21 protein-coding genes and 2 tRNA genes are annotated in these 21,695 nt (G+C 71.0%); 15 read left to right on the top strand and 8 right to left on the bottom strand.

What is annotated here, in order from left to right:
* Positions 1-44: 44 nt before the first annotated feature.
* Entirely contained in the window at positions 45-842 is a 798-nt protein-coding gene (locus tag SGFS_RS13150) for a VOC family protein (RefSeq protein WP_286250124.1), read from the bottom strand.
* A 281-nt stretch (positions 843-1,123) separates the two neighbouring features.
* Here SGFS_RS13150 and SGFS_RS13145 point away from each other — a divergent pair, with 281 nt between their 5' ends.
* From SGFS_RS13145 to SGFS_RS13130, 4 genes are all read left to right on the top strand, one after another.
* Positions 1,124-1,372 carry a WhiB family transcriptional regulator gene (locus SGFS_RS13145; protein ID WP_286250123.1) on the top strand — a complete coding sequence of 83 codons (249 nt, stop codon included), beginning with the start codon at positions 1,124-1,126 and terminating at the stop codon, positions 1,370-1,372.
* Positions 1,373-1,490: 118 nt separating this feature from the next.
* Positions 1,491-1,563: transfer RNA gene (locus SGFS_RS13140), tRNA-Glu, on the top strand.
* Between the two features lie 42 nt (positions 1,564-1,605).
* On the top strand, positions 1,606-3,009 hold the full coding sequence (locus SGFS_RS13135) for an SDR family NAD(P)-dependent oxidoreductase (RefSeq protein ID WP_286250122.1): 1,404 nt from the start codon (positions 1,606-1,608) through the stop codon (positions 3,007-3,009).
* A gap of 326 nt (positions 3,010-3,335) precedes the next feature.
* Positions 3,336-3,416, top strand: a tRNA-Trp gene (locus SGFS_RS13130).
* Between the two features lie 26 nt (positions 3,417-3,442).
* Here the strand turns inward: SGFS_RS13130 and SGFS_RS13125 are convergent.
* The 3 genes from SGFS_RS13125 to SGFS_RS13115 form a co-directional block, all read right to left on the bottom strand.
* Complete coding sequence (locus SGFS_RS13125; RefSeq protein ID WP_286250121.1) at positions 3,443-4,420, bottom strand: acyl-ACP desaturase; 978 nt, start codon at positions 4,418-4,420, stop codon at positions 3,443-3,445.
* A 241-nt stretch (positions 4,421-4,661) separates the two neighbouring features.
* The gene (gene ddaH, locus SGFS_RS13120) at positions 4,662-5,438 is read right to left on the bottom strand and encodes a dimethylargininase (RefSeq protein WP_286250120.1); all 777 of its coding nucleotides are present in this window, start codon (positions 5,436-5,438) and stop codon (positions 4,662-4,664) included.
* Between the two features lie 201 nt (positions 5,439-5,639).
* Positions 5,640-7,253 carry an ABC-F family ATP-binding cassette domain-containing protein gene (locus tag SGFS_RS13115; RefSeq protein ID WP_286250119.1) on the bottom strand — a complete coding sequence of 538 codons (1,614 nt, stop codon included), beginning with the start codon at positions 7,251-7,253 and terminating at the stop codon, positions 5,640-5,642.
* 400 nt (positions 7,254-7,653) lie between these two features.
* On the opposite strand from SGFS_RS13115, the gene SGFS_RS13110 reads away from it, so the two are divergent.
* Positions 7,654-8,490: an isocitrate lyase/PEP mutase family protein gene (locus tag SGFS_RS13110; protein ID WP_286250118.1), complete on the top strand. Its 837-nt coding sequence runs from the start codon at positions 7,654-7,656 to the stop codon at positions 8,488-8,490.
* Positions 8,491-8,496: 6 nt separating this feature from the next.
* On the opposite strand, the gene ssgD is transcribed toward SGFS_RS13110, so the two are convergent.
* On the bottom strand, positions 8,497-8,913 hold the full coding sequence (gene ssgD / locus SGFS_RS13105; protein ID WP_286250117.1) for a spore wall synthesis regulator SsgD: 417 nt from the start codon (positions 8,911-8,913) through the stop codon (positions 8,497-8,499).
* Between the two features lie 309 nt (positions 8,914-9,222).
* On the opposite strand from ssgD, the gene SGFS_RS13100 reads away from it, so the two are divergent.
* From SGFS_RS13100 to mmpA, 4 genes are all read left to right on the top strand, one after another.
* A complete protein-coding gene (locus SGFS_RS13100; protein ID WP_286250115.1) occupies positions 9,223-10,272 on the top strand; it encodes a WD40/YVTN/BNR-like repeat-containing protein in 1,050 nt (349 codons plus the stop codon).
* An 87-nt stretch (positions 10,273-10,359) separates the two neighbouring features.
* A complete protein-coding gene (locus SGFS_RS13095) occupies positions 10,360-10,686 on the top strand; it encodes a plasmid stabilization protein (protein ID WP_286250114.1) in 327 nt (108 codons plus the stop codon).
* Positions 10,687-10,738: 52 nt separating this feature from the next.
* A complete protein-coding gene (locus SGFS_RS13090) occupies positions 10,739-11,425 on the top strand; it encodes an endonuclease V (RefSeq protein ID WP_286250112.1) in 687 nt (228 codons plus the stop codon).
* Between the two features lie 62 nt (positions 11,426-11,487).
* The gene (gene mmpA, locus SGFS_RS13085; RefSeq protein WP_286260457.1) at positions 11,488-11,634 is read left to right on the top strand and encodes a morphogenic membrane protein MmpA; all 147 of its coding nucleotides are present in this window, start codon (positions 11,488-11,490) and stop codon (positions 11,632-11,634) included.
* Positions 11,635-11,646: 12 nt separating this feature from the next.
* Here mmpA and SGFS_RS13080 read toward each other — a convergent pair whose 3' ends face one another.
* The gene (locus SGFS_RS13080; RefSeq protein WP_286250110.1) at positions 11,647-12,825 is read right to left on the bottom strand and encodes a saccharopine dehydrogenase family protein; all 1,179 of its coding nucleotides are present in this window, start codon (positions 12,823-12,825) and stop codon (positions 11,647-11,649) included.
* 104 nt (positions 12,826-12,929) lie between these two features.
* On the opposite strand from SGFS_RS13080, the gene SGFS_RS13075 reads away from it, so the two are divergent.
* The 4 genes from SGFS_RS13075 (at position 12,930) to SGFS_RS13060 (ending at position 18,171) form a co-directional block, all read left to right on the top strand.
* Positions 12,930-13,310 carry an MmcQ/YjbR family DNA-binding protein gene (locus tag SGFS_RS13075; protein WP_286250109.1) on the top strand — a complete coding sequence of 127 codons (381 nt, stop codon included), beginning with the start codon at positions 12,930-12,932 and terminating at the stop codon, positions 13,308-13,310.
* A gap of 193 nt (positions 13,311-13,503) precedes the next feature.
* On the top strand, positions 13,504-14,634 hold the full coding sequence (locus SGFS_RS13070; protein ID WP_286250107.1) for a CaiB/BaiF CoA transferase family protein: 1,131 nt from the start codon (positions 13,504-13,506) through the stop codon (positions 14,632-14,634).
* Between the two features lie 60 nt (positions 14,635-14,694).
* Complete coding sequence (locus tag SGFS_RS13065) at positions 14,695-15,909, top strand: acetyl-CoA C-acetyltransferase (RefSeq protein WP_286250105.1); 1,215 nt, start codon at positions 14,695-14,697, stop codon at positions 15,907-15,909.
* Between the two features lie 87 nt (positions 15,910-15,996).
* A complete protein-coding gene (locus SGFS_RS13060) occupies positions 15,997-18,171 on the top strand; it encodes a 3-hydroxyacyl-CoA dehydrogenase NAD-binding domain-containing protein (protein WP_286250104.1) in 2,175 nt (724 codons plus the stop codon).
* 49 nt (positions 18,172-18,220) lie between these two features.
* On the opposite strand, the gene SGFS_RS13055 is transcribed toward SGFS_RS13060, so the two are convergent.
* On the bottom strand, positions 18,221-18,916 hold the full coding sequence (locus SGFS_RS13055; RefSeq protein WP_286250102.1) for a MerR family transcriptional regulator: 696 nt from the start codon (positions 18,914-18,916) through the stop codon (positions 18,221-18,223).
* Positions 18,917-18,988: 72 nt separating this feature from the next.
* Between SGFS_RS13055 and SGFS_RS13050 the strand changes: the two genes are divergently transcribed.
* Together SGFS_RS13050 and SGFS_RS13045 are read left to right on the top strand one after the other, a co-directional pair.
* Positions 18,989-19,468 (top strand): macro domain-containing protein, encoded by a 480-nt coding sequence (locus SGFS_RS13050; RefSeq protein ID WP_286250100.1) that lies wholly within the window; start codon positions 18,989-18,991, stop codon positions 19,466-19,468.
* 91 nt (positions 19,469-19,559) lie between these two features.
* Positions 19,560-20,039, top strand: coding sequence for an ATP synthase F0 subunit B (locus SGFS_RS13045; RefSeq protein WP_286250099.1), 480 nt, complete (start codon positions 19,560-19,562; stop codon positions 20,037-20,039).
* Between the two features lie 102 nt (positions 20,040-20,141).
* Here SGFS_RS13045 and SGFS_RS13040 read toward each other — a convergent pair whose 3' ends face one another.
* The gene (locus tag SGFS_RS13040) at positions 20,142-21,641 is read right to left on the bottom strand and encodes a M1 family metallopeptidase (RefSeq protein ID WP_286250097.1); all 1,500 of its coding nucleotides are present in this window, start codon (positions 21,639-21,641) and stop codon (positions 20,142-20,144) included.
* Positions 21,642-21,695: the final 54 nt, after the last annotated feature.

Raw genomic sequence — 21,695 nt, 5'->3', positions numbered from 1 at the left:
GGGCGGAGGACACCGAACCCGGTCGGCCAGGGCTCTTCGGCTGGTCAGTCCTGCTGTTGCCGCGGCGTGCTCTTGATCACCGCGAACCGTGCCCCGTACGGGTCGGCGAGCTTGGCGATGCGGCCCACGCCCTCCAGGTCCGTGGCGGGCATACGAACCTTGCCGTCCCGCTCCAGCGCCTTGCTCACCACGACGTCCGTGTCGGCGACCTCGAAGTACGGCAGCCAGTACGGTCCGGACTCGGCCTCCGTCGGGTCGTCGGACAGCGGGACGATGCCGCCGAACATGGCCTCCGGCTCGGTCCCCGCCGGGTTGACGCAGGTGTAGGAGCTCCCTTCGAAGTCGATCGCCGAGGTCTCCCAGCCGAACACGGCGTTGTAGAACCCGGCCGCCGCGGGCAGATCAGGGGTGTACAGCTCCAGCCAGCACAGCGAACCCGGCTCCTGGACCACGCCGAGGCCCTTGTTGGCCGCCGGCTGCCAGATGCCGAAGGGCGCACCCGCACGGTCGCCGAGGATCGCCATCCGTCCCTGGTCCATCACGTCCATGGGCTGCATGAGGACCGAACCGTGCGCCTGCTCGGCCGCCTTGGCCGTGGCGTCGGCGTCCGGCGTCTGGAAGTACACGTTCCAGGACGGCGGGCCCTGCTCCGGTGGGTTCTGCATACCGGCCGCGGCGGTCCGGCCGTCCAGCTGGAAGAAGCCGTATCCGCCCATCTCGGGGCCGCCCGACCGGAACTCCCAGCCGAGGAGATCGCGGTAGAAGGCACTTGCGCCGTCCATGTCGGGGGTGCCGAGGTCGACCCAGACGGGGGAGCCGGTGACATAACGGGTGGTGAGCATCTTCGCCCTCCTCCGAGGTGGTTCTGCGGGGTCCCGTTACCTGCACTGCCGAGTCTTGCACCGCCCACTGACAATCGCTGCCGGGACGCCGTCGCAGGGGCCGGACGATGGAAGCGTGACACTGGGTGGTCAGCGGAACCGCACGCGTGTGCGCCCGCTCCGCGCGCCGCCGTGCGCTGTCCCGCCGGGCAGGGGCAGCATGGTTTCGCGGGCGCGATGCGAAGCGGCGCGTTGATGCGGCGTTGATCGAACGTTTTTCGCCGCCGGGCACCATCCTGTGCATGCACAACGACACGATGACCCCACCCGACGTCAACTGGCAGGAGCGGGCGCTGTGCGCGCAGACGGGTGCCGACTTCTTCTTCCCCGAGCCGGGCAGCTCGGTGCGCGAGGCGAAGCGCATCTGCGGGATGTGCGAGATGCGCCCCGCCTGTCTCGACTACGCCCTCACCAACGACGAGCGCTTCGGAGTCTGGGGCGGCCTGTCGGAGAAGGAACGCCTGAGTCTCAGGCGTGCCGACCCCAGCTAGCCGCCCCCCGTCGCAGCCCTGCCGATCGAAGGCTTCCCTGTCGAAGACGTCCCTGTCGTGCGGCCCGTAAATCGGTTGGGTGCGACGGAGTCGGTTGCCTAGGATTCAGGGGCGCGGTCCGGACGTAGCGCAGAGGCAGGCGCACCGCCCTTTCAAGGCGGAGAACACCGGTTCGAATCCGGTCGTCCGGACCGTTGCGTACGTCCGGCTCGGGTACATCGAGGGCGGGACACATGAGTGAGAGCAACGGCGACGGGACCCTTGGGGCCGGCGGGATCACGCCGATCACCGAGCAGGAGCTTGCGGCCTTCCACCGTACGGTCGGCAGGCTGCGGGCGCTGCCGGTCGACGACCCGGCGCGGTTGAGGGCCGAGCAGGTCGCCGCGTCCTTCGTCCGTGACGGTCGGCTGCGTCGCCGCAAGGCCCTCGGCGTCGAGCGCTCGGCCGCCGATGCCGCCGCGATGGCCGCGACGGCGACCGGTGCGCTGGAGCGCCGCGAGGACGCGCCGCTGACGGCGCTGGGGCCGCCTGGCGGAGCCGCGACGAGCGGGGAGGCGAGCGTCGGTGTCTTTCGTAAGCCACGCACCTGCTATGTCTGCAAGACGCCCTATCGACAGGTCGACTCCTTCTATCACCGGCTGTGCCCGGAGTGCGCCGCGGACAACACCGCCCGCCGCGCCCTGAGCACCGACCTGAGCGGCCGTCGGGCGCTCCTCACCGGCGGCAGGGTGAAGATCGGTTTCCAGTTGGCGCTGATGATGCTGCGCGACGGCGTGGAACTGCTCGTCACCAGCCGTTTCCCGCACGACACCGTGCGCCGCTTCCGTGCCGAGCCGGACAGCGAGAAGTGGCTCGACCGGCTGACCGTCGTCGCCGTCGACCTGCGTGACCCGCGTCAAGTACTGGGCCTGTGCGAGCAGTTGCGGCAGGAGGGCGAGCCGCTCGACATCCTGGTCAACAACGCGGCCCAGACGGTACGGCGGCCACCGGAGGCGTACGCGCTGCTGGCGGCCGGGGAGCGGGACGCCCTGCCCGAAGGGGCCCGGCAGGCACCCGGGTTCACCCCGATGCGGATGCTGGGCAGTGGCGGGGTCTCGGCCCTGCCGGTGGCGCTGCGCGAGGCCGACGAGGCCGGGCTGCTGCCCGACCCCTCCCCGGAGAACTCCTGGTCGGCGCGGCTCGGTGAACTCGACCCGGCGGAGGTCCTGGAGACCCAACTGGTGAACGCCCTCGCGCCGGCGCTGCTCTGCGACCGGCTGCTGCCGCTGCTGCTCGCCGCGCCTCGGCCCCGCCGATATGTGGTCAACGTGACCGCGGTCGAGGGGCGTTTCGCCGTGCGCAACAAGACGGCGGGCCATCCGCACACGAACATGGCCAAGGCCGCGCTCAACATGCTCACCCGCACGAGCGCGGCCGAACTTGCCGGCCAGGGGGTTTTCATGTGCGCGGTCGACACCGGGTGGATCACCGACGAGAATCCCGCGCCGAAGAAGGAGCGGATGGCCGGGGCGGGGTTTCGTACCCCGCTCGACATCGTGGACGGGGCGGCGCGCGTGTACGACCCGATCGTGCGGGGTGAGGCAGGGGAGCCCTTGTCGGGGGTGTTCCTGAAGGACTATCGGGTGGCGGAGTGGTGAGCGGAGGTGTGCCCTGGAGAGGGTTTCGCCCCCGCCGCCCCTACCCGTCCCGTCCCTGGGGGCTGCGCACCCCCAGACCCCCCGGGCGTGTGTGTCGGCCGCGGGCCGGTGGGGGCTTGTCGCGCAGTTCCCGGCGCCCTCAAAAAAAGCACGGGGCGCGGCCCCGGCTTTTCAGGGGCGCGGGGAACTGCGCGAGCAACCACACACAACCCGCACCCGCCAACGCACCGAATCCACCCAGCCCACCCGAGCTCCAAGCCCCAGCGGCGGGGGCGAGTGAAAACCCGTTCCCCCGGCGGCAGCCGACCCGTTAAGGTCGCCCCAAGGGCGGAGTCGTAGCGCAGAGGCAGACGCGCCGGTCTCCAAAACCGGAACACGCTGGTTCGAATCCAGCCGCTCCGCCCCCAGAATCACAGCCCGCCGCAGCGGACAGCTACGCCCCGGCCCGCGCGGCCATCCGCGCCTTCCGCGCCGCCAGCTTCTCGTCGAACTTGCTGGCCTCCGCGTCCAGCCCACCCATGTAGAGCCCCAGCTCCTCCTGGGCCCGCTGCCCCTCGGGACCCAGCCCGTCGATCTCCATGATCTTCAGGAAGCGGATGACCGGCTGGAGGACGTCGTCGTGGTGGATGCGCATGTTGTAGACCTCGCCGATCGCCATCTGCGCGGCTGCACGCTCGAAGCCGGGCATGCCGTGGCCGGGCATACGGAAGTTGACGACGACGTCACGCACCGCCTGCATCGTCAGATCCGGCGCGATCTCGAACGCGGCCTTCAGCAGGTTCCGGTAGAAGATCATGTGCAGGTTCTCGTCGGCGGCGATACGCGCCAGCATGCGGTCGCAGACCGGGTCACCGGACTGGTGGCCCGTGTTGCGGTGCGAGATACGGGTGGCCAGCTCCTGGAAGGAGACGTAGGCGACCGAGTGCAGCATCGAGTGCCGGTTGTCCGACTCGAAGCCCTCGCTCATGTGCGCCATACGGAACTCTTCGAGCTTGTCCGGGTCGACCGCGCGCGAGGCGAGCAGATAGTCGCGCATCACGATGCCGTGGCGGCCCTCCTCGGCGGTCCAGCGGTGCACCCAGGTGCCCCAGGCGCCGTCACGGCCGAAGAGCGAGGCGATCTCGTGGTGGTAGCTGGGGAGGTTGTCCTCGGTCAGCAGGTTCACGACCAGGGCGATCCGGCCGATCTCGGTGACCTTCGACTGCCCCTTCTCCCAGGCCTCGCCGTCCTCGAAGAAGCCGGGGAAGTTACGGCCGTCACTCCACGGCACGTACTCGTGCGGCATCCAGTCCTTGGTGACCTTCAGATGCCGGTTGAGTTCCTGCTCGACCACTTCCTCCAGCGCGTACAGCAGCCGCGCGTCGGTCCAGTCGGAGGACGGGCTGCCGAGAAGGGGAGAAGTGATCGACACAGAGGCTCCAGGGGGACGACCGGGGGCGAATACTTGTGAGGTCACGGGCGGGTGACCTGAACCTACGGCATCGTAGGCTACGAACCCGTAGGTTACGAAGCCGTAGGTTAAGTACGCTGTAAAGATCGCTGATCAGTGGTGTTCCGCGGGGCTTCCGCGGGGCTTCCGCGGGGCTTCCGCGGGTAAAAAAGGCCCCGTGGAACCGCAGGTCCACGGGGCGAACGGGTGAGGTGATCACCTGTCAGGCGTACAGCTCCCTCAGCCGCACCGAGAGGCAAGTCACACAGCCCTCGAGCTTCTCGAACTCGCTGATGTCGACCACGACCGGCTCGTAGCCGAGGCTCGAGTACAGTTCCGCGGTCTTCGGCGCGCTCGCCGCCATCAGCAGCTTGTCAGCGCCGAGCAGCACCACGTGCGACCCGGACTCCTCCGGCACCGGCAGGAATCGGCCGAACAGCGATGGCATGTCCATCTTCGGGATGTGCCCGACGACCGTGCCGTCGGGCAGCGCGGTGACCGCCGACTTCAGATGCAGCACCTTGCTCACGGGCACGGAGACGACACGCGCCCCGAGCGGCTCGAACGCGGCCCGCAGTTGCTGGACCCCGGCCGCGTTGGTGCGCCCGCCCCGGCCCACGAACACGGTGTCGCCGACCTTGAGGACGTCACCGCCCTCCAGCGTGCCCGGCTCCCAGACCCAGTTCACCGAGCAGCCGAGGGCGGCCACGGCCTCCTCGACACCGGCGGTCTCGCCGCGCCGCGACTCGGCGCCGGGGCGCGCGATCAGCGCCACGTTCTTGTACACGACCACCGCGTCCTCGACGAACACCGAGTCCGGGCAGTCGTCGGCCGGCTCCACCTCGATGGTCTCCCACCCGTGCTCGCGCAGCGCCTCCCCGTACGCCTCCCACTGCTCGACCGCGAGGTCGACGTCCACCTTCTCGCGTTCGATGTGCGTGACGAGGCCTTCGGCCAGGCGGGGGCTGGGACGGCGGACGAGGGCCTTCTTGCTGGGCACGTGTGGGACTCCGAATCGAACGAGGGTTTTCCGGCGCCCGTGACACGACGCCGGTCCGCCATCATGCAGCCCCGGTCCGCAGGGACAAAACCCCCGCCGCGAGGCTGTGGCCCTCCTGAGATGCGCGGTGGTAGCGAAGGCCCCGGCCGCGGGAACGGAAGTCCGCGCCCATGGCGGCCGAGGCCCCGCCCGCCGCCCGCGCTACCCGATCTCCTCCGGCGACGTCTCCCGCAGCTCCCCGTCCGCCAGCAGCAGCCACCGGGTGATCCCGATCGACTCCAGGAACGGCAGATCGTGGCTGGCCACGAGCAGGGCGCCCTCGTACGACTCCAGGGCCGTGGTGAGCTGCCGGACGCTCGCCATGTCGAGGTTGTTCGTCGGCTCGTCCAGCATCAGCAGCTGCGGGGCGGGCTCGGCGAGCATCAGCGCGGCGAGGGCCGCCCGGAAGCGTTCGCCGCCGGAGAGAGTGGCCGCGTATCGGTCGGCGCGGGCCCCCCGGAACAGGAAGCGGGCGAGCCGCGCCCTGATCCGGTTGTTGGTGGCGTCCGGCGCGAACCGGGCCACGTTCTCGGCGACCGTCAGCCCGTCGTCGAGCACATCGAGCCGCTGCGGCAGGAAACGCATCGGGACGTACGCCTTCGTCTCGCCGCTCACCGGCTCCAGCTCGCCGGCGATCGTGCGCAGCAGCGTGGTCTTGCCCGCGCCGTTGCGGCCGATCAGCGCGATCCGCTCGGGGCCGTGCAGATCGAGCCCGCGCACCCGGGCGCCGTACTTCAGCTCCAGGTCCTGCAGAGTGAGGACGGTACGGCCCGGAGGCACGGCCGTGTACGGCAGGTCGACGCGGATCTCGTCGTCGTCCCGTACGGCCTCCACCGCGTCGTCGAGTCGTTCCCTGGCCTCGGCGAGCTTCTCCTCGTGCATGATGCGGTGCTTGCCCGCGGACTCCTGTGCCGCGCGCTTGCGTGCCCCCATGACGATCTTCGGCTCGCGTTTGCTGTCCCACATCTTCTGCCCGTACCGCTTGCGTCGGGCCAACTTGACCTGCGCGTCGACCAGTTCGCGCTTCTGCTTCTTCAGATCGGCCTCGGCGACCCGCACCATGCGCTCGGCGGCGTCCTGCTCTCCGGCGAGCACCGCCTCGTACACCGAGAAGTTGCCGCCGTACCAGGTCACCTCACCGGAGTGCAGATCGGCGATCTGGTCGACTAGCTCGAGGAGTTCGCGGTCATGGCTGACGACGACCATGACTCCGGGCCAGGACTCCACGGCCGCGTACAGCCGACGGCGGGCGTACAGGTCGAGATTGTTGGTGGGCTCGTCGAGGAGGAGGACGTCCGGGCGGCGCAGCAGCAGCGCGGCCAGCCGCAACAGCACCGACTCGCCGCCCGACACCTCGCCGATCGTTCGGTCCAACTCGATGTGGCCGAGGCCGAGTTCACCGAGGGTGGCGAGAGCGCGCTCCTCCACGTCCCAGTCGTCGCCGACCGTCTCGAAGTGCTGCTCGCAGACGTCGCCGGCCTCGATGGCGTGCAGGGCGGCCCGCTGGGCGTGGATGCCGAGCGCCTCGTCGACCCGCAGACCGGTGTCGAGCGTGACGTTCTGCGGGAGATAGCCGACGTCGCCCATCACGCGGACGGTGCCGTCGGCCGGGGTCAGCTCACCGGCGATCAGCTTCAACAGGGTCGACTTTCCCGATCCGTTGACGCCGACGAGTCCGGTCCTGCCGGGACCGAACGCGATCTGGAGATCGTCGAAGACGGAGGTGCCGTCGGGCCAGGCGAACGACAGGGACGTACAGGTGAGGGACATGGACATACAGGCCTCGCGGTTGCTCGAAAGGTGATCAGGGGCAACGCGTTCGAGACACCGCGAGGGGGCGACAGTCACGTCCGGGGGCCATGCGAAGGCCTGGTGAGAGGGGACGGGGACGGCTCACACGCCGAGGTCGCACGCAACGCACACACGACGCCGGGATACGGCGGAGGGTGTGTGACGCGGTGTCTCAGGACCTCAGTAGAGCAACGTCCTTCTCCAATCGGTGGCAACAGAACCGCTGTACAACGTACGAGGGGCCCCGGCGCGCGTCAACGCAATTAAATGGGGGAAGCGGTGGCCGAGCGCCGGTCGTTCGGCTCGCGCCTGGCCCGAGGTGGCCGCACGTTCATGTCGGATTTCCGCCAGTCGCCGCCCCGCCCCGGCTGGTTGAGTCGTCCGCATGACGAACCAGCACGCCCTCCTCGACCGAGCCCTCGCCTTCCGCGCCCTGCACGTCCCCGGGCGGCCTCTCGTCCTGCCCAACGCGTGGGACGTGGCCAGCGCCCGGCTGATCGAGGACGCGGGTGCCGCCGCGGTGGCCACCACCAGCGCGGGGCTCTCCTGGGAGCTGGGCACGGCGGACGGCGACCGGCTGGAGCGCGACCGTGCCCTCGGCGCCGTCGCGGCCCTCGCCGCCGCCGTACGGGTCCCGGTGAGCGCGGACATCGAGAGCGGTTACGCGCCGGACGCGGCGGGCGTCGCCGACACCGTGCGCGCGGTGCTCGCGGCGGGCGCCGTCGGCATCAACATCGAGGACGCCCTGTACGCGGGTGAGACGGAGCCGCTGCGGCCGGTGGCCGAGCAGGCGGAGCGCATCGCCGCGGCTAGGGAGGCCGCCGACGCGGCGGGCGTGCCACTCTTCGTGAACGCCCGCATCGACACGTTCCTCAGGAGTGCCGGGGGAGTCGACGCCACCCTGGAGCGGGCCGCCGCGTTCCTCGGCGCGGGCGCGGACGGGATCTTCGTCCCCGGGGTTGTCGACTCGGAGACGGTCAAGCTGCTCGTGGCGGGTGTAGACGGACCGCTGAACGTCCTGGTCGGCCCCGGTGCTCTCCCCGTGGCCGAGTTGGCCGGACTCGGCGTCGCCCGGGTCAGCGCCGGATCCACTCTCGCCCTGGCCGCGCACGCGGTCGTCCGCCGCGCCGCACGGGAGCTGCTGGGCGCGGGAATGTACATGGCCCTGGCCGACGGGCTGGACCACGGCGAGCTCAACGCGCTGCACGGAGCCGCGCGTTGACGGTTCTCAGCAGGCGTCCCGCATCAGCTCGGCCAGATCGCGGTCAAGATCGATCTGGAGGTGCTCGAGCCCTTCGGGCACCAGCTCGGTCGTACGCTCCAGGAAGCGGCGCACCTCGTCGGCGTGAACATGCACCACGGCCGTGCCCTCGGGGGCGTGGAACTCGAGAACCAGCCGCTCGTAGCCGTACGGACGCACCCGTACGTCCCCGTGGCCGACCGACTCCTCCATGCCAAGGGCGAGCAGTTCGCGGGCGAACGTCCAGCAGACCTCGACGCCCTCCAACGTGGCCGGGGCGGGGAAGGTCATCCGGACGGCGAACGGGTCGCGCCGGTCGTAGTGGAGCGTTGCGGGAATGCTCGGCATCCGCGGCGCGGCGGCGACGAGACGGGCCTCTACGGGCTGCTCGATGACGATGGACAACGCCTTGCTCCCTTGTGACGGCTGGACGGACTCCGGATTGCTGAGGCCGGGCATGTGAAAAGACGTCGGAACGGGCCGATCCGTGCACATGAGAGTCGAGTGACCTGCGTCACCGACTCCATGCGCGTGGGTGATCCATTTCTCATCCCGAGGACCGGGATCTCTCATCCCGAGGACTCAGGACATCGGAGAGGACATCGGACCGCGCCCACCGGTTCCCGCCCTAGGCCATCTGGACGGCATCGGATCGGTCCACTAGCTTCGCCCGCCATGAGGGGCTTGGGGCAGTCGAGGCGTACGAGTCGGACGATGACCATGGGACTGGCGGTGGCGGCGCTCGCGGCGGCCCTCACCGTGCCGGCCCAGGCACAGGGGCAGGGGTCGCGAGCGCCGCACTGGGCGGTGAAGGACAGCGGCACGACGGCACGCTTCCGCGGTCTCGCGGCTGTCAGCCGGAACACGGCCTGGCTGGCGGGCTCCGCGGGCACCGTCCTGCGCACCACCGACGGGGGCGCGAGCTGGCGGAACGTGTCGCCGCCCGGCGCGCAGGAAGTGCAGTTCCGGGACATCGAGGCATTCGACGCGCGCCGGGCGGTCGTACTCGCCATCGGCGAGGGCGAGGACTCCCGCGTGTACCGCACGGACGACGGCGGCGCCACCTGGACCGAGTCCTTCCGCAACACCGACGCCCGCGCCTTCTACGACTGCCTCACCTTCTTCGACCACCGCAACGGCCTCGCCATGAGCGACCCGGTGGACGGAAAGTTCCGCATCCTGTCCACCAAGGACGGCGGCCGCTCCTGGACGGTCCTGCCGAACGACGGGATGCCCCCGTCGCCGGCGGGCGAGGCCGGGTTCGCGGCGAGCGGGCAGTGCCTCGTCGCCTCGGGGCCGCGTGATGTGTGGCTGGCCACCGGAGGCGGCGCGCACGCGCGCGTGCTGCACTCCGCCGACCGCGGGCTGACCTGGACGGCGACCGACACCCCCGTCCCCGCGGGCGACCCGGCCCGCGGCGTCTTCGCCCTCGCCTTCCGCGACCGTACGCACGGCCTCGCGGTCGGCGGCGACTACCGCGCCGACCAGGCCTCGCCCGACGCGGCCGCGACCACCGCCGACGGCGGCCGCACCTGGACGCGAGCCATACAGCCGCCGCCCGCCTACCGCTCGGGCGTCACCTGGCTCCCGCACAGCCGTGCGACCGCCCTCGCCGTCGGCCCCACCGGCACCGACCTCACCACGGACGCCGGCCGCACCTGGCGGACGGTCGACTCCGGCTCGTACGACACCGTCGACTGCGCCCCCGACCTGGGCTGCTGGGCGTCCGGCGAACAGGGGCGGGTGGCCCGTCTGGAGTACTGACAGCCCGGAGGTGTGATTCCCGCGAACGGGATACCCGGGGAGTGGTCGAGCCATGGGACGCGCGCAGCGCGAAGGGAGTGATCGACCATGCCACGCGGCTCCAGCCCCAAGCGGGAACGCCAGTACGAGCACATCAAGGAGAGCGCCGAGGACCGCGGCGAGAGCGAGAAGAGGGCCAAGGAGATAGCCGCCCGGACCGTCAACAAGGAACGCGCCCGGTCCGGCGAGTCCAGGACGGCGAGCCGCACCTCCACCGAGGACATGTCCTCCGGCAAGCGCGGTGGTCAGCGCTCGCACCAGGGCTCCCAGGGGCCCACCTACGACCAGCTCTACGAGGAGGCCAAGCGGCGCAACATCCACGGCCGTTCGGACATGAACAAGAGCCAGCTGCGGCGGGCCCTCGGCGACGAGTAGCCGGGATCCGGTACGTCCCGGCCGGCCCGGGGAACGTAGGCTCGACGCCATCATGACGACCGTACGCATCCCCGCGGGCTGGCCCGCCACCGAAGAGCAAGCGCTGGCCGTGCAGGACGAGTTGCGGGGCGGGGTGGTCCTCGACGAGACCGGGCCGCCGCCCGCCACGGGGCATGTCACCGGTGTCGACGTCGCATACGACGACGAGCGTGATGTGGTCGCGGCGGCGGCCGTGGTGCTGGACGCGGCGACGCTCGAGGTGGTCGCCGAGGCCACGGCAGTCGGCCGCGTCTCGTTCCCGTACGTGCCCGGGCTGCTCGCCTTCCGGGAGATCCCGACCGTCCTGGCCGCCCTCGACGCCCTCCCGTGCGAGCCCGGCCTCGTCGTCTGCGACGGTTACGGCCTCGCCCACCCCCGCCGCTTCGGCCTCGCCAGCCACCTCGGCGTCCTCACCGGGCTCCCCACGATCGGCGTCGCCAAGAACCCCTTCACCTTCACTCACGACGACCCGGCCGCCCCGCGCGGCAGCGCCTCCCCGCTGCTTGCGGGCACCGAGGAGGTCGGCCGCGCCCTGCGCACCCGCGACGGGGTCAAGCCGGTCTTCGTCTCGGTCGGCCACCGGGTGAGCCTGGACAACGCCTGCGCCCACACCCTGGCCCTGACTCCGCGCTACCGCCTCCCGGAGTCGACGCGTCGCGCGGACGCGCTGTGCCGGGAGGCGCTCAAGCAGATTGTCTGAGTATCCGATCTGAGTATCTGTACGGATGTGGGTGCGCCGTCATGGTCGGCAGGCTGTGCCGTATGACGACGCACCGAGCCCCCAAGCCCGCCGCCCACCCCACCCAGACGGTCGAGCGTGCCGTGACGGCCGGGCTGCTCCTCGCCGTGATCGCCGGGCTGGCCTGGATCTCCGGGATGGTCTACACGATCACCGGGTGGGCGCAGTGACGACCGGCTCCGCTACCGGGAGTCGGCGACGCGGAAGGTGATCCCCGCCGCGCGCAGCCGCTCGATCAGCGCGTCGCCCATCGCGACCGCCGTCGTGACCTGCCCCGCCGAGGGCGGGAGGTCGTCGAAGGCCAGGGACAGCGCGGACTCGGCGAACATCTTCGCCGTCTCGCCGTAGCCCGGGTCACCGCCCGAGACCTCCGTGAAGACCCGACGGCCACCGCCCTCACCGACGAACCGCACCGAGAACCAGCTCTTCGCCCGCTTCTCCGCGCTCGGCCCCTCGCCCGGCTTCAGCCGGTCGCCCAGCCAGCGCCGCGCGGGCGGCACCTGGGCCGCCGCGAAGACCGCGCCGACGAACGCGACCCCGCCCACCGCGAAGGGCAGCGTCTTCACGGCCGCGTAGTGGCGGTAGCGGAAGTCCGGCCCGTACCGCTGGAGGGCGCGTGCCGAGCGCTGCACCACCTGCGGGTCGATCGTGGGCAGCGGGATCGCCCACGCCCCGACCTCCTTGGCGAACCGCGGCGCGCTCACCGGCGCGTACGCCCGCCGGCCCACGATCCGCGGCTCGTGCCGCTTGCGGTCCTGCGCCGCAGCCACCGTCTGCCGGGTGCGGGAGAAGCCGGTGAGCGCGGAGTTGAACGTACCGCCCGAGAACGTCCCCTCGGCGCGCACGAACCCGTCGACGGTGAGCGGCACCCCTTCGGGGAGCTGCTGGACCGTGAAGTACACGCCCAGGTCGTGCGGGATCGAGTCGAAGCCCGCCGCGTGCACGAGCCGCGCCCCGGTCTCCCGCGCGCGTGCGTCGTGGCGGACATAGGTGAGGTCCACGAACTCCGGCTCACCGGTGAGGTCCAGATAGTCGGTGCCCGCGTCGGCGCAGGCGGCCACCAGTTCCTCGCCGTACGTCACATAGGGGCCGACCGTGGTGGCCACCACGCGCGCGTGCAGGGCGAGTTCGCGCAGCGAGGCCGGATCGGCGACGTCCGCCGTGAGCACACCGATCTCCGAGCCGCCGGGGAGCCGCTCGCGCAGCGCGTCCAGCTTCTTCTCGCTGCGGCCCGCGATCGCCCAGCGCAGGCCCTCGGGCGCGTGCGCGGCGAGATACTCCGCGGTGAGCTCCCCGACGAAACCCGTGGCTCCGAAGAGCACGATGTCGTACGCCCGGTCCGCCTTGTCCTGCCTGCTCATGGCACCCCTCAGCACTCGCCCACGGCCCGCCCACGCGCCGTTGTCGGTGGCTGAGGCTAGCGTGAGGAACGAGCAACCGGACGAGCGGGATGCAGGAGGTGGCCGTGGCCGTGCCGAAGAACGCCCTGAAAAAGTGGGAGAAGGTACGCGAGTTCGCCCTCGGGCTGCCCGGGGCGGCCGAGGAATTCCCGTGGGGCGAGAGCGTCGCGAAGGTCAACAAGAAGGTGTTCGTGTTCCTCGGCGTCGACGACGGCAGCTACCCGCTGGGCGTCACCGTCAAGCTCAAGGACGAGGAGACCCACGCGCACGCGCTGACCTGCCCGGGTGCCGAACCCGCCGGGTACGGCCTCGGCAAGGCCGGCTGGGTGCGCGTCCCCCTGGCGGAGAAGGGCGCCCCGCACGCGGACCTGCTGTGCGACTGGGTCGAGGAGAGCTACCGCGTGATCGCCCCGAAGCGGCTCATAGCCGACCTGGAGGCGCGCTGACCCCGCGGGCCTGTCGTCAGGCCGTACGCTGCGGCAGGATGACCTAAGCGTCTGCTCAGTCTGGGGCTTGTGCGGAGTGGAACACGTTCTTAGCATCGCTGGTGTTACATCAGTTGTGTCACATAGTTCGCGGGGCTCCCGGAGTACATGAGGATTCCGTGGAGCTGACGGTGCCGACCGATCTGGGGGATCGATGGCGGAGGCGAAGACGCCCGGGCACGGCCCGCTCACCGGTGTGCGCGTGGTCGAGCTCGCGGGCATCGGCCCGGGGCCGTTCGCGGCCATGCTCCTCGGTGACCTCGGCGCCGATGTCGTCCGCGTGGACCGGCCCGGCGGACAGAGGCTCGCCATCGACCCCCGGTACGACGTCACCAACCGCAACAAGAGGTCGCTGATCGCCGACCTGAAGTCCGACGCCGGCCGCAACACCGTCCTCGACCTGGTCGAACGCGCCGACATCCTCATCGAGGGCTACCGCCCGGGCGTCGCCGAACGCCTCGGGGTCGGCCCCGAGCCCTGCCACGCCCGCAACCCCGGGCTGGTCTACGGCCGTATGACCGGCTGGGGCCAGGAGGGCCCGCTCGCCCACCGCGCCGGGCACGACATCGGGTACATCGCACTGACCGGCACCCTCGGCATGATCGGCGCCCCGGACACCCCGCCCCCCGCCCCCGCCAACCTCCTCGGCGACTACGCGGGCGGCTCGCTCTACCTGGTCGTCGGCGTCCTCGCCGCGCTGCACCACGCGCGCGCGACGGGCACCGGCCAGGTCGTGGACGCGGCCATCGTCGACGGCACCGCCCATCTGTCGGCGATGATCCACGGCATGCTCGCCGCCGGCGGCTGGCACGACCGCCGCGCCGCCAACCTCCTCGACGGCGGCTGTCCCTACTACGGCACCTATGAGACCGCCGACGGCAAGCACATGGCGGTCGGCGCCCTGGAGCCGCAGTTCTACGACGAGTTCACACGCCTCCTGGGGCTCACGGACTTCGCCGACGCCCGCAAGGACTGGACGCGATGGGGCGACCTGCGCGAGGCGGTCGCGGCCCGCTTCCGGACCCGTACGAGGGACGAGTGGACGGCCGTCTTCGAGGGCACCGACGCCTGCGTCGCGCCCGTACTGTCGCTGCGCGAGGCCCCGGACCACCCGCATCTCGCCGCCCGCGGCACCTTCACCGTCGTCGGCGGCGTCACCCAGCCGGCCCCCGCGCCCCGTTTCTCCGTCACCCCCACCGCGGTCCGCGGCGGCCCCGCGCAGCCGGGCGCCGACACGGCGGTGGTGGCGCGCGACTGGGGCATATCCGGCCTCCGGCACGACTGACACCCGGGCCCCTCTCCCGCCCCCCCCGAGACCCTCCCGCCCCTTCGAAAGGCCAGACTCGTGAGCACCGAAGCGTATGTGTACGACGCGATCCGCACCCCGCGCGGCCGCGGCAAGGCGAACGGCGCCCTGCACGGCACCAAGCCCATCGACCTGGTGGTCGGGCTGATCCACGAGGTCCGGCGCCGCTTCCCCGGCCTCGACCCGACCGCGATCGACGACATCGTGCTCGGCGTGGTGGGCCCGGTCGGCGACCAGGGCTCCGACATCGCCCGGACCGCCGCGATCGCCGCCGGACTGCCGGACACGGTGGCCGGCGTCCAGGAGAACCGCTTCTGTGCCTCGGGCCTGGAGGCGGTCAACCTGGCCGCCGCCAAGGTCCGTTCGGGGTGGGAGGACCTGGTGCTCGCGGGCGGCGTCGAGTCGATGTCCCGGGTGCCGATGGCCTCCGACGGGGGAGCGTGGTTCAACGACCCGATGACCAACCTGGCCGTCAACTTCGTACCGCAGGGCATCGGTGCGGACCTCATCGCCACGATCGAGGGTTTCTCACGGCGTGACGTGGACGAGTACGCGGCGCTCTCGCAGGAGCGGGCCGCCGCCGCCTGGAAGGACGGCCGCTTCGACCGGTCCGTCGTCCCGGTGAAGGACCGCGCCGGTCTCGTGATCCTGGACCACGACGAGCACCTGCGGCCGGGCACCACCGCCGAGTCGCTCGCCTCGCTGAAGCCGTCCTTCGCGGACATCGGCGACCTGGGCGGCTTCGACGCCGTGGCGCTGCAGGAGTACCACTGGGTCGAGGAGATCGACCACGTCCACCACGCGGGCAACTCCTCCGGCATCGTCGACGGCGCCTCACTGGTGGCCATCGGCTCCAAGGAGGTCGGCGAGCGGTACGGGCTGCGGCCGCGCGCGCGGATCGTCTCCGCCGCCGTCTCCGGCTCCGAGCCCACCATCATGCTCACCGGCCCCGCCCCCGCCACCCGCAAGGCCCTCGCCAAGGCCGGGCTGACCATCGACGACATCGACCTCGTCGAGATCAACGAGGCCTTCGCGGCCGTCGTCCTGCGCTTCGTGAAGGACATGGGCCTCTCGCTGGACAAGGTCAACGTCAACGGCGGCGCGATCGCCCTCGGCCACCCGCTCGGCGCGACCGGCGCGATGATCCTCGGCACGCTCGTCGACGAACTGGAGCGCCAGGACAAGCGGTACGGCCTCGCCACGCTCTGTGTGGGCGGCGGCATGGGCGTCGCGACGATCGTCGAGCGTGTCTGACCCAGCGGATCCGGCCGACCCGTCGGCCCGCGGGCCCGCCCGAATCGGCGGCGGCCCGCTCCACAGACTTTCTACGGAGACCTTGTCATGACCGAGAGCACCACCATCCGCTGGGAACAGGACCGCACCGGCCTCGTCACCCTCGTCCTCGACGACCCGAACCAGTCCGCCAACACCATGAACGCAGCGTTCCGCGACTCGCTCGCGGTGGTCACCGACCGGCTGGAGGCGGAGAAGGACACCGTCCGGGGCGTCATCATCACCTCCGCGAAGAAGACCTTCTTCGCGGGCGGCGACCTGCGCGACCTGATCCGGGTCACGCCCGACACCGCCCAGGAGCTGTTCGACGGCGGCCTGGAGATCAAGCGCAACCTGCGCCGCATCGAGACCCTGGGCAAGCCGGTGGTCGCGGCCATGAACGGCGCGGCCCTCGGCGGCGGTTACGAACTCGCCCTCGCCTGCCACCACCGCATCGCCCTCGACGCGCCGGGCTCGAAGATCGGCTGCCCCGAGGTCACCCTCGGCCTGCTGCCGGGCGGAGGCGGCGTGGCGCGCACGGTACGGCTGCTGGGAATCACCGACGCACTGCTGAAGGTGCTGCTCCAGGGCACCCAGTACAGCCCGCAGCGTGCCCTGCAGAACGGCCTGGTCCACGAGGTGGCCACCACCCAGGACGAACTGCTCGCCAAGGCCCGCGCGTTCATCGACGCCAACCCAGAGTCGAGCCAGCCCTGGGACAAGCCCGGCTACCGCATCCCCGGTGGCACCCCCGCCAACCCCAAGTTCGCCGCGAACCTGCCGGCCTTTCCGGCCAATCTGCGCAAGCAGACGAACGGCGCGCCCTACCCCGCGCCGCGCCGGATCCTCGCCGCGGCCGTCGAGGGCGCCCAGGTCGACTTCGAGACCGCGCAGGTCATCGAGGCGCGGTACTTCGTGGAGCTGGCGGCCGGCCAGACGTCGAAGAACATGATCCAGGCCTTCTTCTTCGACCTCCAGGCGGTCAACTCGGGCGCCAACCGCCCCAAGGGCATCGAGTCCCGCCAGGTCCGCAAGGTCGCCGTCCTCGGCGCGGGCATGATGGGCGCGGGCATCGCGTACTCGTGCGCCCGCGCGGGCATCGAGGTCGTCCTGAAGGACGTGTCGCCGGAGGCGGCCGCCAAGGGCAAGGGCTACTCCGAGAAGCTCTGCGCGAAGGCGGTGTCCCGAGGCCGTACGACCCAGGACAAGGCGGACGCGCTGCTCGCCCGCATCACGCCGACGGCCGACCCCCAGGACCTGGCCGGCTGTGACGCGGTCATCGAGGCGGTGTTCGAGGACACGGCGCTCAAGCACAAGGTCTTCCAGGAGATCCAGCACGTCGTCGACCCGGACGCGCTGCTCTGCTCCAACACGTCCACCCTGCCGATCACCGCGCTGGCCGAGGGCGTGGAGCGCCAGAGCGACTTCATCGGGCTGCACTTCTTCTCGCCCGTCGACAAGATGCCGCTCGTCGAGATCATCAAGGGCGAGCGGACGGGCGACGCGGCGCTCGCGCGTGCGTTCGATCTGGTGCGCCAGATCAAGAAGACCCCGATCGTCGTCAACGACTCGCGCGGCTTCTTCACCTCACGGGTGATCGGCCAGTTCATCAACGAGGGCGTGGCGATGGTCGGCGAGGGCGTCGAACCCGCGTCGGTCGAACAGGCGGCGGCACAGGCGGGCTACCCCGCCAAGGTGCTGTCCCTGATGGACGAACTGACGCTCACACTCCCGCGCAAGATCCGCGCGGAGTCCCGGCGGGCCGTCGAGGAAGCGGGCGGAACCTGGGACACGCACCCCGCCGAGGCCGTCATCGACCGCATGGTCGACGAATTCGGGCGCCCGGGCCGCAGCGGTGGGGCGGGCTTCTACGACTACGGCCCCGACGGCAAGCGCGCCAAGCTGTGGCCCGGGCTGCGCGAGCACTTCACCAAGCCCGGGGCCGAGATCCCGTTCAAGGACATGCAGGAACGCATGCTCTTCTCGGAGGCCTTGGACACGGTCCGCCTCCTGGAGGAGGGCGTCCTGACGTCGGTGGCCGACGCGAACATCGGGTCGATCTTCGGGATCGGATTCCCGGGCTGGACGGGTGGGGTTCTGCAGTACATCAACGGCTACGAGGGCGGCCTGCCCGGTTTCGTGGCGCGTGCCCGGGAGCTTGCGGACCGCTACGGGTCGCGCTTCACGCCGCCGGCGCTGCTGGTGGAGAAGGCGGAGAAGGGGGAGCGGTTCGGGGAGGGGTGACGGGGCGTCCGTGGCGGCGGGGGCCTTCTTCGCCCCCGCCGCCCCCGTCTCACGACTCCTCGAGCCACTCCCGCAGCTCCTCCTTCAACGACCGCTGGAACGTCGTCAACAGCGCTTGGACGACCAGTGGCTGCATATGCGCCGAGAGGGACTTCACGGCTTGCGGGTCGCGTTCCGCCACCGCGTCACGGAAGACCCGGGACAGCTCGTGGGCCGCCGCCCGAGAGTGCTCGACCAGTGCGGTCAGGGCCGCGAGGATCGACTCCTCGGACAGGGCCACGTCGAGGAGCTGCACACCGAGCCGCAACAGCCCGGGATCCACGCGGAAGCCGTCGCCGTCCCGCTCGACCACCCCCATCGCCGCCAGCCGCTCCACCTCCTCCTCGGCCAGCGCTCGCCCCGCCCGCCGGTCCAGCTCCTCCCGCGTCACCGTCTCGACCCCGTCCGGCGCCCAGGACGCCACCACCGCGCGCTGCAGGGCCAGATCGCGCGGGGTGATGTCCGCCGGCAGCTGCCGCAGATAGCGCTCGATGGCCGCGAGGGTCATGCCCTGGCGCTGGAGCTCCTCGATCAGCGCGAGGCGCGCGAGATGGTCCCGCCCGTAGTGCCCCACCCGGCGCGGACCGATCACGGGCGGCGGCAGCAGGCCCCTGGTGCTGTAGAAGCGCACCGTACGCACCGTGACACCGGCCCGCGCGGCCAGCTCGTCGACGGTGAGCCCGGTCTCCTCGGCGTCGGTCGTCATGCGGAGCAGTATCGCTGTCCCACCAATACTGTGAAACCCGCAGTTGTCAGTGGCTGCCCGTACGGTGATGCCATGTCGGGGATCACGTATGTACGGGGTGACGCCACCGTGCCGCTGGGCAAGGGCGTCAAGATCATCGCCCATGTCTGCAACGACAGCGGGGGCTGGGGCAAGGGCTTCGTCCTGGCCCTGTCCCGCCGCTGGCCACAACCGGAGGCGTCCTACCGAGCCTGGCACCGCGACCGCGCGGCCAACGACTTCGGCCTCGGCGCCGCCCAGTTCGTCCGGGTCGGCACATACACCTGGGTCGCCAACCTGATAGGCCAGCGAGGCACCCGCACGGGCAGCAAAGGGGTGCCGGTCCGGTACGAGGCCATCGACACGGCCCTCGGCCTGCTCGCCGACAGGGCCCTGGAGCTGGGCGCCTCGGTCCACATGCCACGCATCGGCTGCGGCCTGGCGGGCGGCAAGTGGTCCCGGGTCGAGCCCCTGATAGCCGACCGGCTCCTGGGACGCGGGATATCGGTGACGGTGTACGACCACGGCGACTGAGGCGGCCGTCGGGGTGAACGATGGCCGACCATTGGTCAACTCCGGCGCAGATGTGCGATGCCTCGTGCGGGCGAGCGGGTAAGCCACCGGTATGGACCTTCTCCCCGTCGACATCGGCCCGTTGAACCCCCCGGTGCAGGAACTCGTCGTCGCGGCCGTACTGTTCGCGCTCGTGTTCCTCTTCTTCGTTCGGCTGCTGCCCCGGGTACAGCGCGTGCTGGACGAGCGTGAGGACGCGACCAAGGGGGCGGAGGGGCGAGCGGAGGCCGTACGGGAGGCGGCCGAGAGCAAGCGGGCCGAGGCGGCCGCAGTTCTGGCTGAGGCGCGCCATGACGCCGCCCGTATCCGCCAGCACGCCTTCGAGGAGGGCACCGCCCTGATCGCCGCGGCCCGTACCGACGGGCAGCGCGAACACACGACGCTCCTCACCGAAGGCCGAGCCCGCCTCGACTCCGACCGAGCCGAGGCCGAAACCGAACTCCGCGGCTACGCGGCAGAGCTGGCCTCGGCCTTGGCAAGCAGGATCGTGGGCGAACGAATCGAAGCCGGAGTCGAGCAACCGCGCCCCTGAAGGGGCGCGGGGAACTGCGCGACAGGCCACGACGCACCGCAGCCGACAAGTGAGGCAACCTCCCCGCCCTCCGGGCGGACGACGCCACTTTCGAAACACGCCCTAGTCGCGACGGTGCCCGTGCCCTTCACCACGCTCATGAACGGAGTCGGTCGCAGCGATCCCCTTCCACGACTTGGGCTCCTTGACGACCCCGACCCCCGGCGAAGCCACACCCCCCGGCTTCGACGCCCGATTCAGCCACGTCTCGAACAACGCCCCCAACGACTCCCCGGACACCTGCTCCGCATACGCGACGAAGTCGCCCACCGTCGCGTTCCCGTACGCGTACTTCGCCGGCCACCCCTTCAGGATCGCGAAGAAGTCCTCGTCCCCGATCCGGTTGCGCAGCGCCTGCAGGGCCAGCGCACCCCGGTCGTACACCGCGAGGTGGAACTGGTTCTCCGGCCCCGGGTCACCCGGCTTCACGGTCCAGAAGGGATCGTCGGCCGGATGCGACGCGTACACATAGTCCGCGATCTCCTGCGCCGTGCCCTCGTTCTCGTGCTCGGACCACAGCCACTGCGCGTACCGGGCGAAGCCCTCGTTGATCCAGATGTCCTTCCACCCGGCTACGGACACCAGGTCGCCGTACCACTGGTGGGCCAGCTCATGGACGACCACGGAGACATTCGTGCCGTTCGCGAACTGCCGGGGGCTGTAGAACGGCCGGGTCTGGGTCTCCAGCGCGTACCCGGTGTCCGTGTTCGGTACATAGCCGCCGAGCGCGTTGTAGGGATACGGCCCGAAGTACTCGGCCAGCCAGTCGGCGATCTCGCCCGTGCGTTCGATGCTGGCCCGTGCCGCGTCGTAGTTGTCGCCGAGGTCCTTGCTGTAGGCGTTGACGACCGGGATGCCGCTCTCGGTGCGTCCGGTGGTGACGTCGAACCTCCCGACCGCGAGGGTGGCGAGATAGGTCGCCTGGGGCTTGTTGGACCGCCAGTTGAAGCGGGTCCAGCCCACGCGTGAACTCGTCGACTGGAGCGTGCCGTTGGAGATCGCCTGGCTGCCGTCCGGGACCAGTACGGACACGTCGTAGGTGGCCTTGTCGAGCGGGTGGTCGTTGCTGGGGAACCACCACCAGGCGCCCTCGGGCTCGTTCGCCGCGACCCCGCCGTCCGGGGTGCGGTGCCAACTGGTGAAGCCGTATGCCTGCTTCGACGACGGCACCCCGCTGTAGCGGACCACGACGGTGACGTCCGTCCCCTTGGGCAGCGGGCTCTTCGGGGTGATCTCCAACTCGTGCTCGCCGGAGCCGGCGAACGTCGCCTTGGCGCCGTTGACCCGGACCTCGCTCACATCGAGCAGGAAGTCCAGGTTGAAGCGGGACAGGTCCTGGGTGGTCCTCGCAAGGAGGGTCGCGGTGCCCTCCAGCTTGTCGGTCGCCGGCTGGTACTTGAGCCGGAGGTCGTAGTGGGAGACGTCGTAGCCGCCGTTGCCGTAGGCCGGGTAGTAGGGGTCGCCGATCCCCGGCGCGCCGGGCGAGTAGTCGGCCGCCGACGCCGGGATCGCCAGCAGCAGGGAGGCCGCGAACGCGCCCGGGGCGATGAGTCTGCGGTGCACGAAACACTCCAATTGGTGGGGGGCCAAGTGGTCGGAGCCGCCGGGAAGCCGGTC

Origin of the sequence: Streptomyces graminofaciens, from assembly GCF_030294945.1 — a bacterium.
GTDB lineage: Bacteria > Actinomycetota > Actinomycetes > Streptomycetales > Streptomycetaceae > Streptomyces > Streptomyces graminofaciens.
Note: the sequence above shows the minus strand (reverse complement) of the source record. Positions and strands in the feature narration are given on the sequence as shown.

What these genes read in the sequence shown, in the direction of transcription:
- SGFS_RS13135 (WP_286250122.1), top strand. Translation starts at nt 1,606, where the DNA reads ATGAGTGAGAGCAACGGCGACGGGACCCTTGGGGCCGGCGGGATCACG.
- SGFS_RS13100 (WP_286250115.1), top strand. Translation starts at nt 9,223, where the DNA reads ATGACCATGGGACTGGCGGTGGCGGCGCTCGCGGCGGCCCTCACCGTG.
- SGFS_RS13055 (WP_286250102.1), bottom strand. Translation starts at nt 18,916, where the DNA reads ATGACGACCGACGCCGAGGAGACCGGGCTCACCGTCGACGAGCTGGCC.
- SGFS_RS13050 (WP_286250100.1), top strand. Translation starts at nt 18,989, where the DNA reads ATGTCGGGGATCACGTATGTACGGGGTGACGCCACCGTGCCGCTGGGC.
- SGFS_RS13150 (WP_286250124.1), bottom strand. Translation starts at nt 842, where the DNA reads ATGCTCACCACCCGTTATGTCACCGGCTCCCCCGTCTGGGTCGACCTC.
- mmpA (WP_286260457.1), top strand. Translation starts at nt 11,488, where the DNA reads ATGACGACGCACCGAGCCCCCAAGCCCGCCGCCCACCCCACCCAGACG.
- SGFS_RS13070 (WP_286250107.1), top strand. Translation starts at nt 13,504, where the DNA reads ATGGCGGAGGCGAAGACGCCCGGGCACGGCCCGCTCACCGGTGTGCGC.
- SGFS_RS13145 (WP_286250123.1), top strand. Translation starts at nt 1,124, where the DNA reads ATGCACAACGACACGATGACCCCACCCGACGTCAACTGGCAGGAGCGG.
- SGFS_RS13080 (WP_286250110.1), bottom strand. Translation starts at nt 12,825, where the DNA reads ATGAGCAGGCAGGACAAGGCGGACCGGGCGTACGACATCGTGCTCTTC.
- SGFS_RS13090 (WP_286250112.1), top strand. Translation starts at nt 10,739, where the DNA reads ATGACGACCGTACGCATCCCCGCGGGCTGGCCCGCCACCGAAGAGCAA.
- SGFS_RS13060 (WP_286250104.1), top strand. Translation starts at nt 15,997, where the DNA reads ATGACCGAGAGCACCACCATCCGCTGGGAACAGGACCGCACCGGCCTC.
- SGFS_RS13115 (WP_286250119.1), bottom strand. Translation starts at nt 7,253, where the DNA reads ATGTCCATGTCCCTCACCTGTACGTCCCTGTCGTTCGCCTGGCCCGAC.
- SGFS_RS13095 (WP_286250114.1), top strand. Translation starts at nt 10,360, where the DNA reads ATGCCACGCGGCTCCAGCCCCAAGCGGGAACGCCAGTACGAGCACATC.
- SGFS_RS13045 (WP_286250099.1), top strand. Translation starts at nt 19,560, where the DNA reads ATGGACCTTCTCCCCGTCGACATCGGCCCGTTGAACCCCCCGGTGCAG.
- SGFS_RS13110 (WP_286250118.1), top strand. Translation starts at nt 7,654, where the DNA reads ATGACGAACCAGCACGCCCTCCTCGACCGAGCCCTCGCCTTCCGCGCC.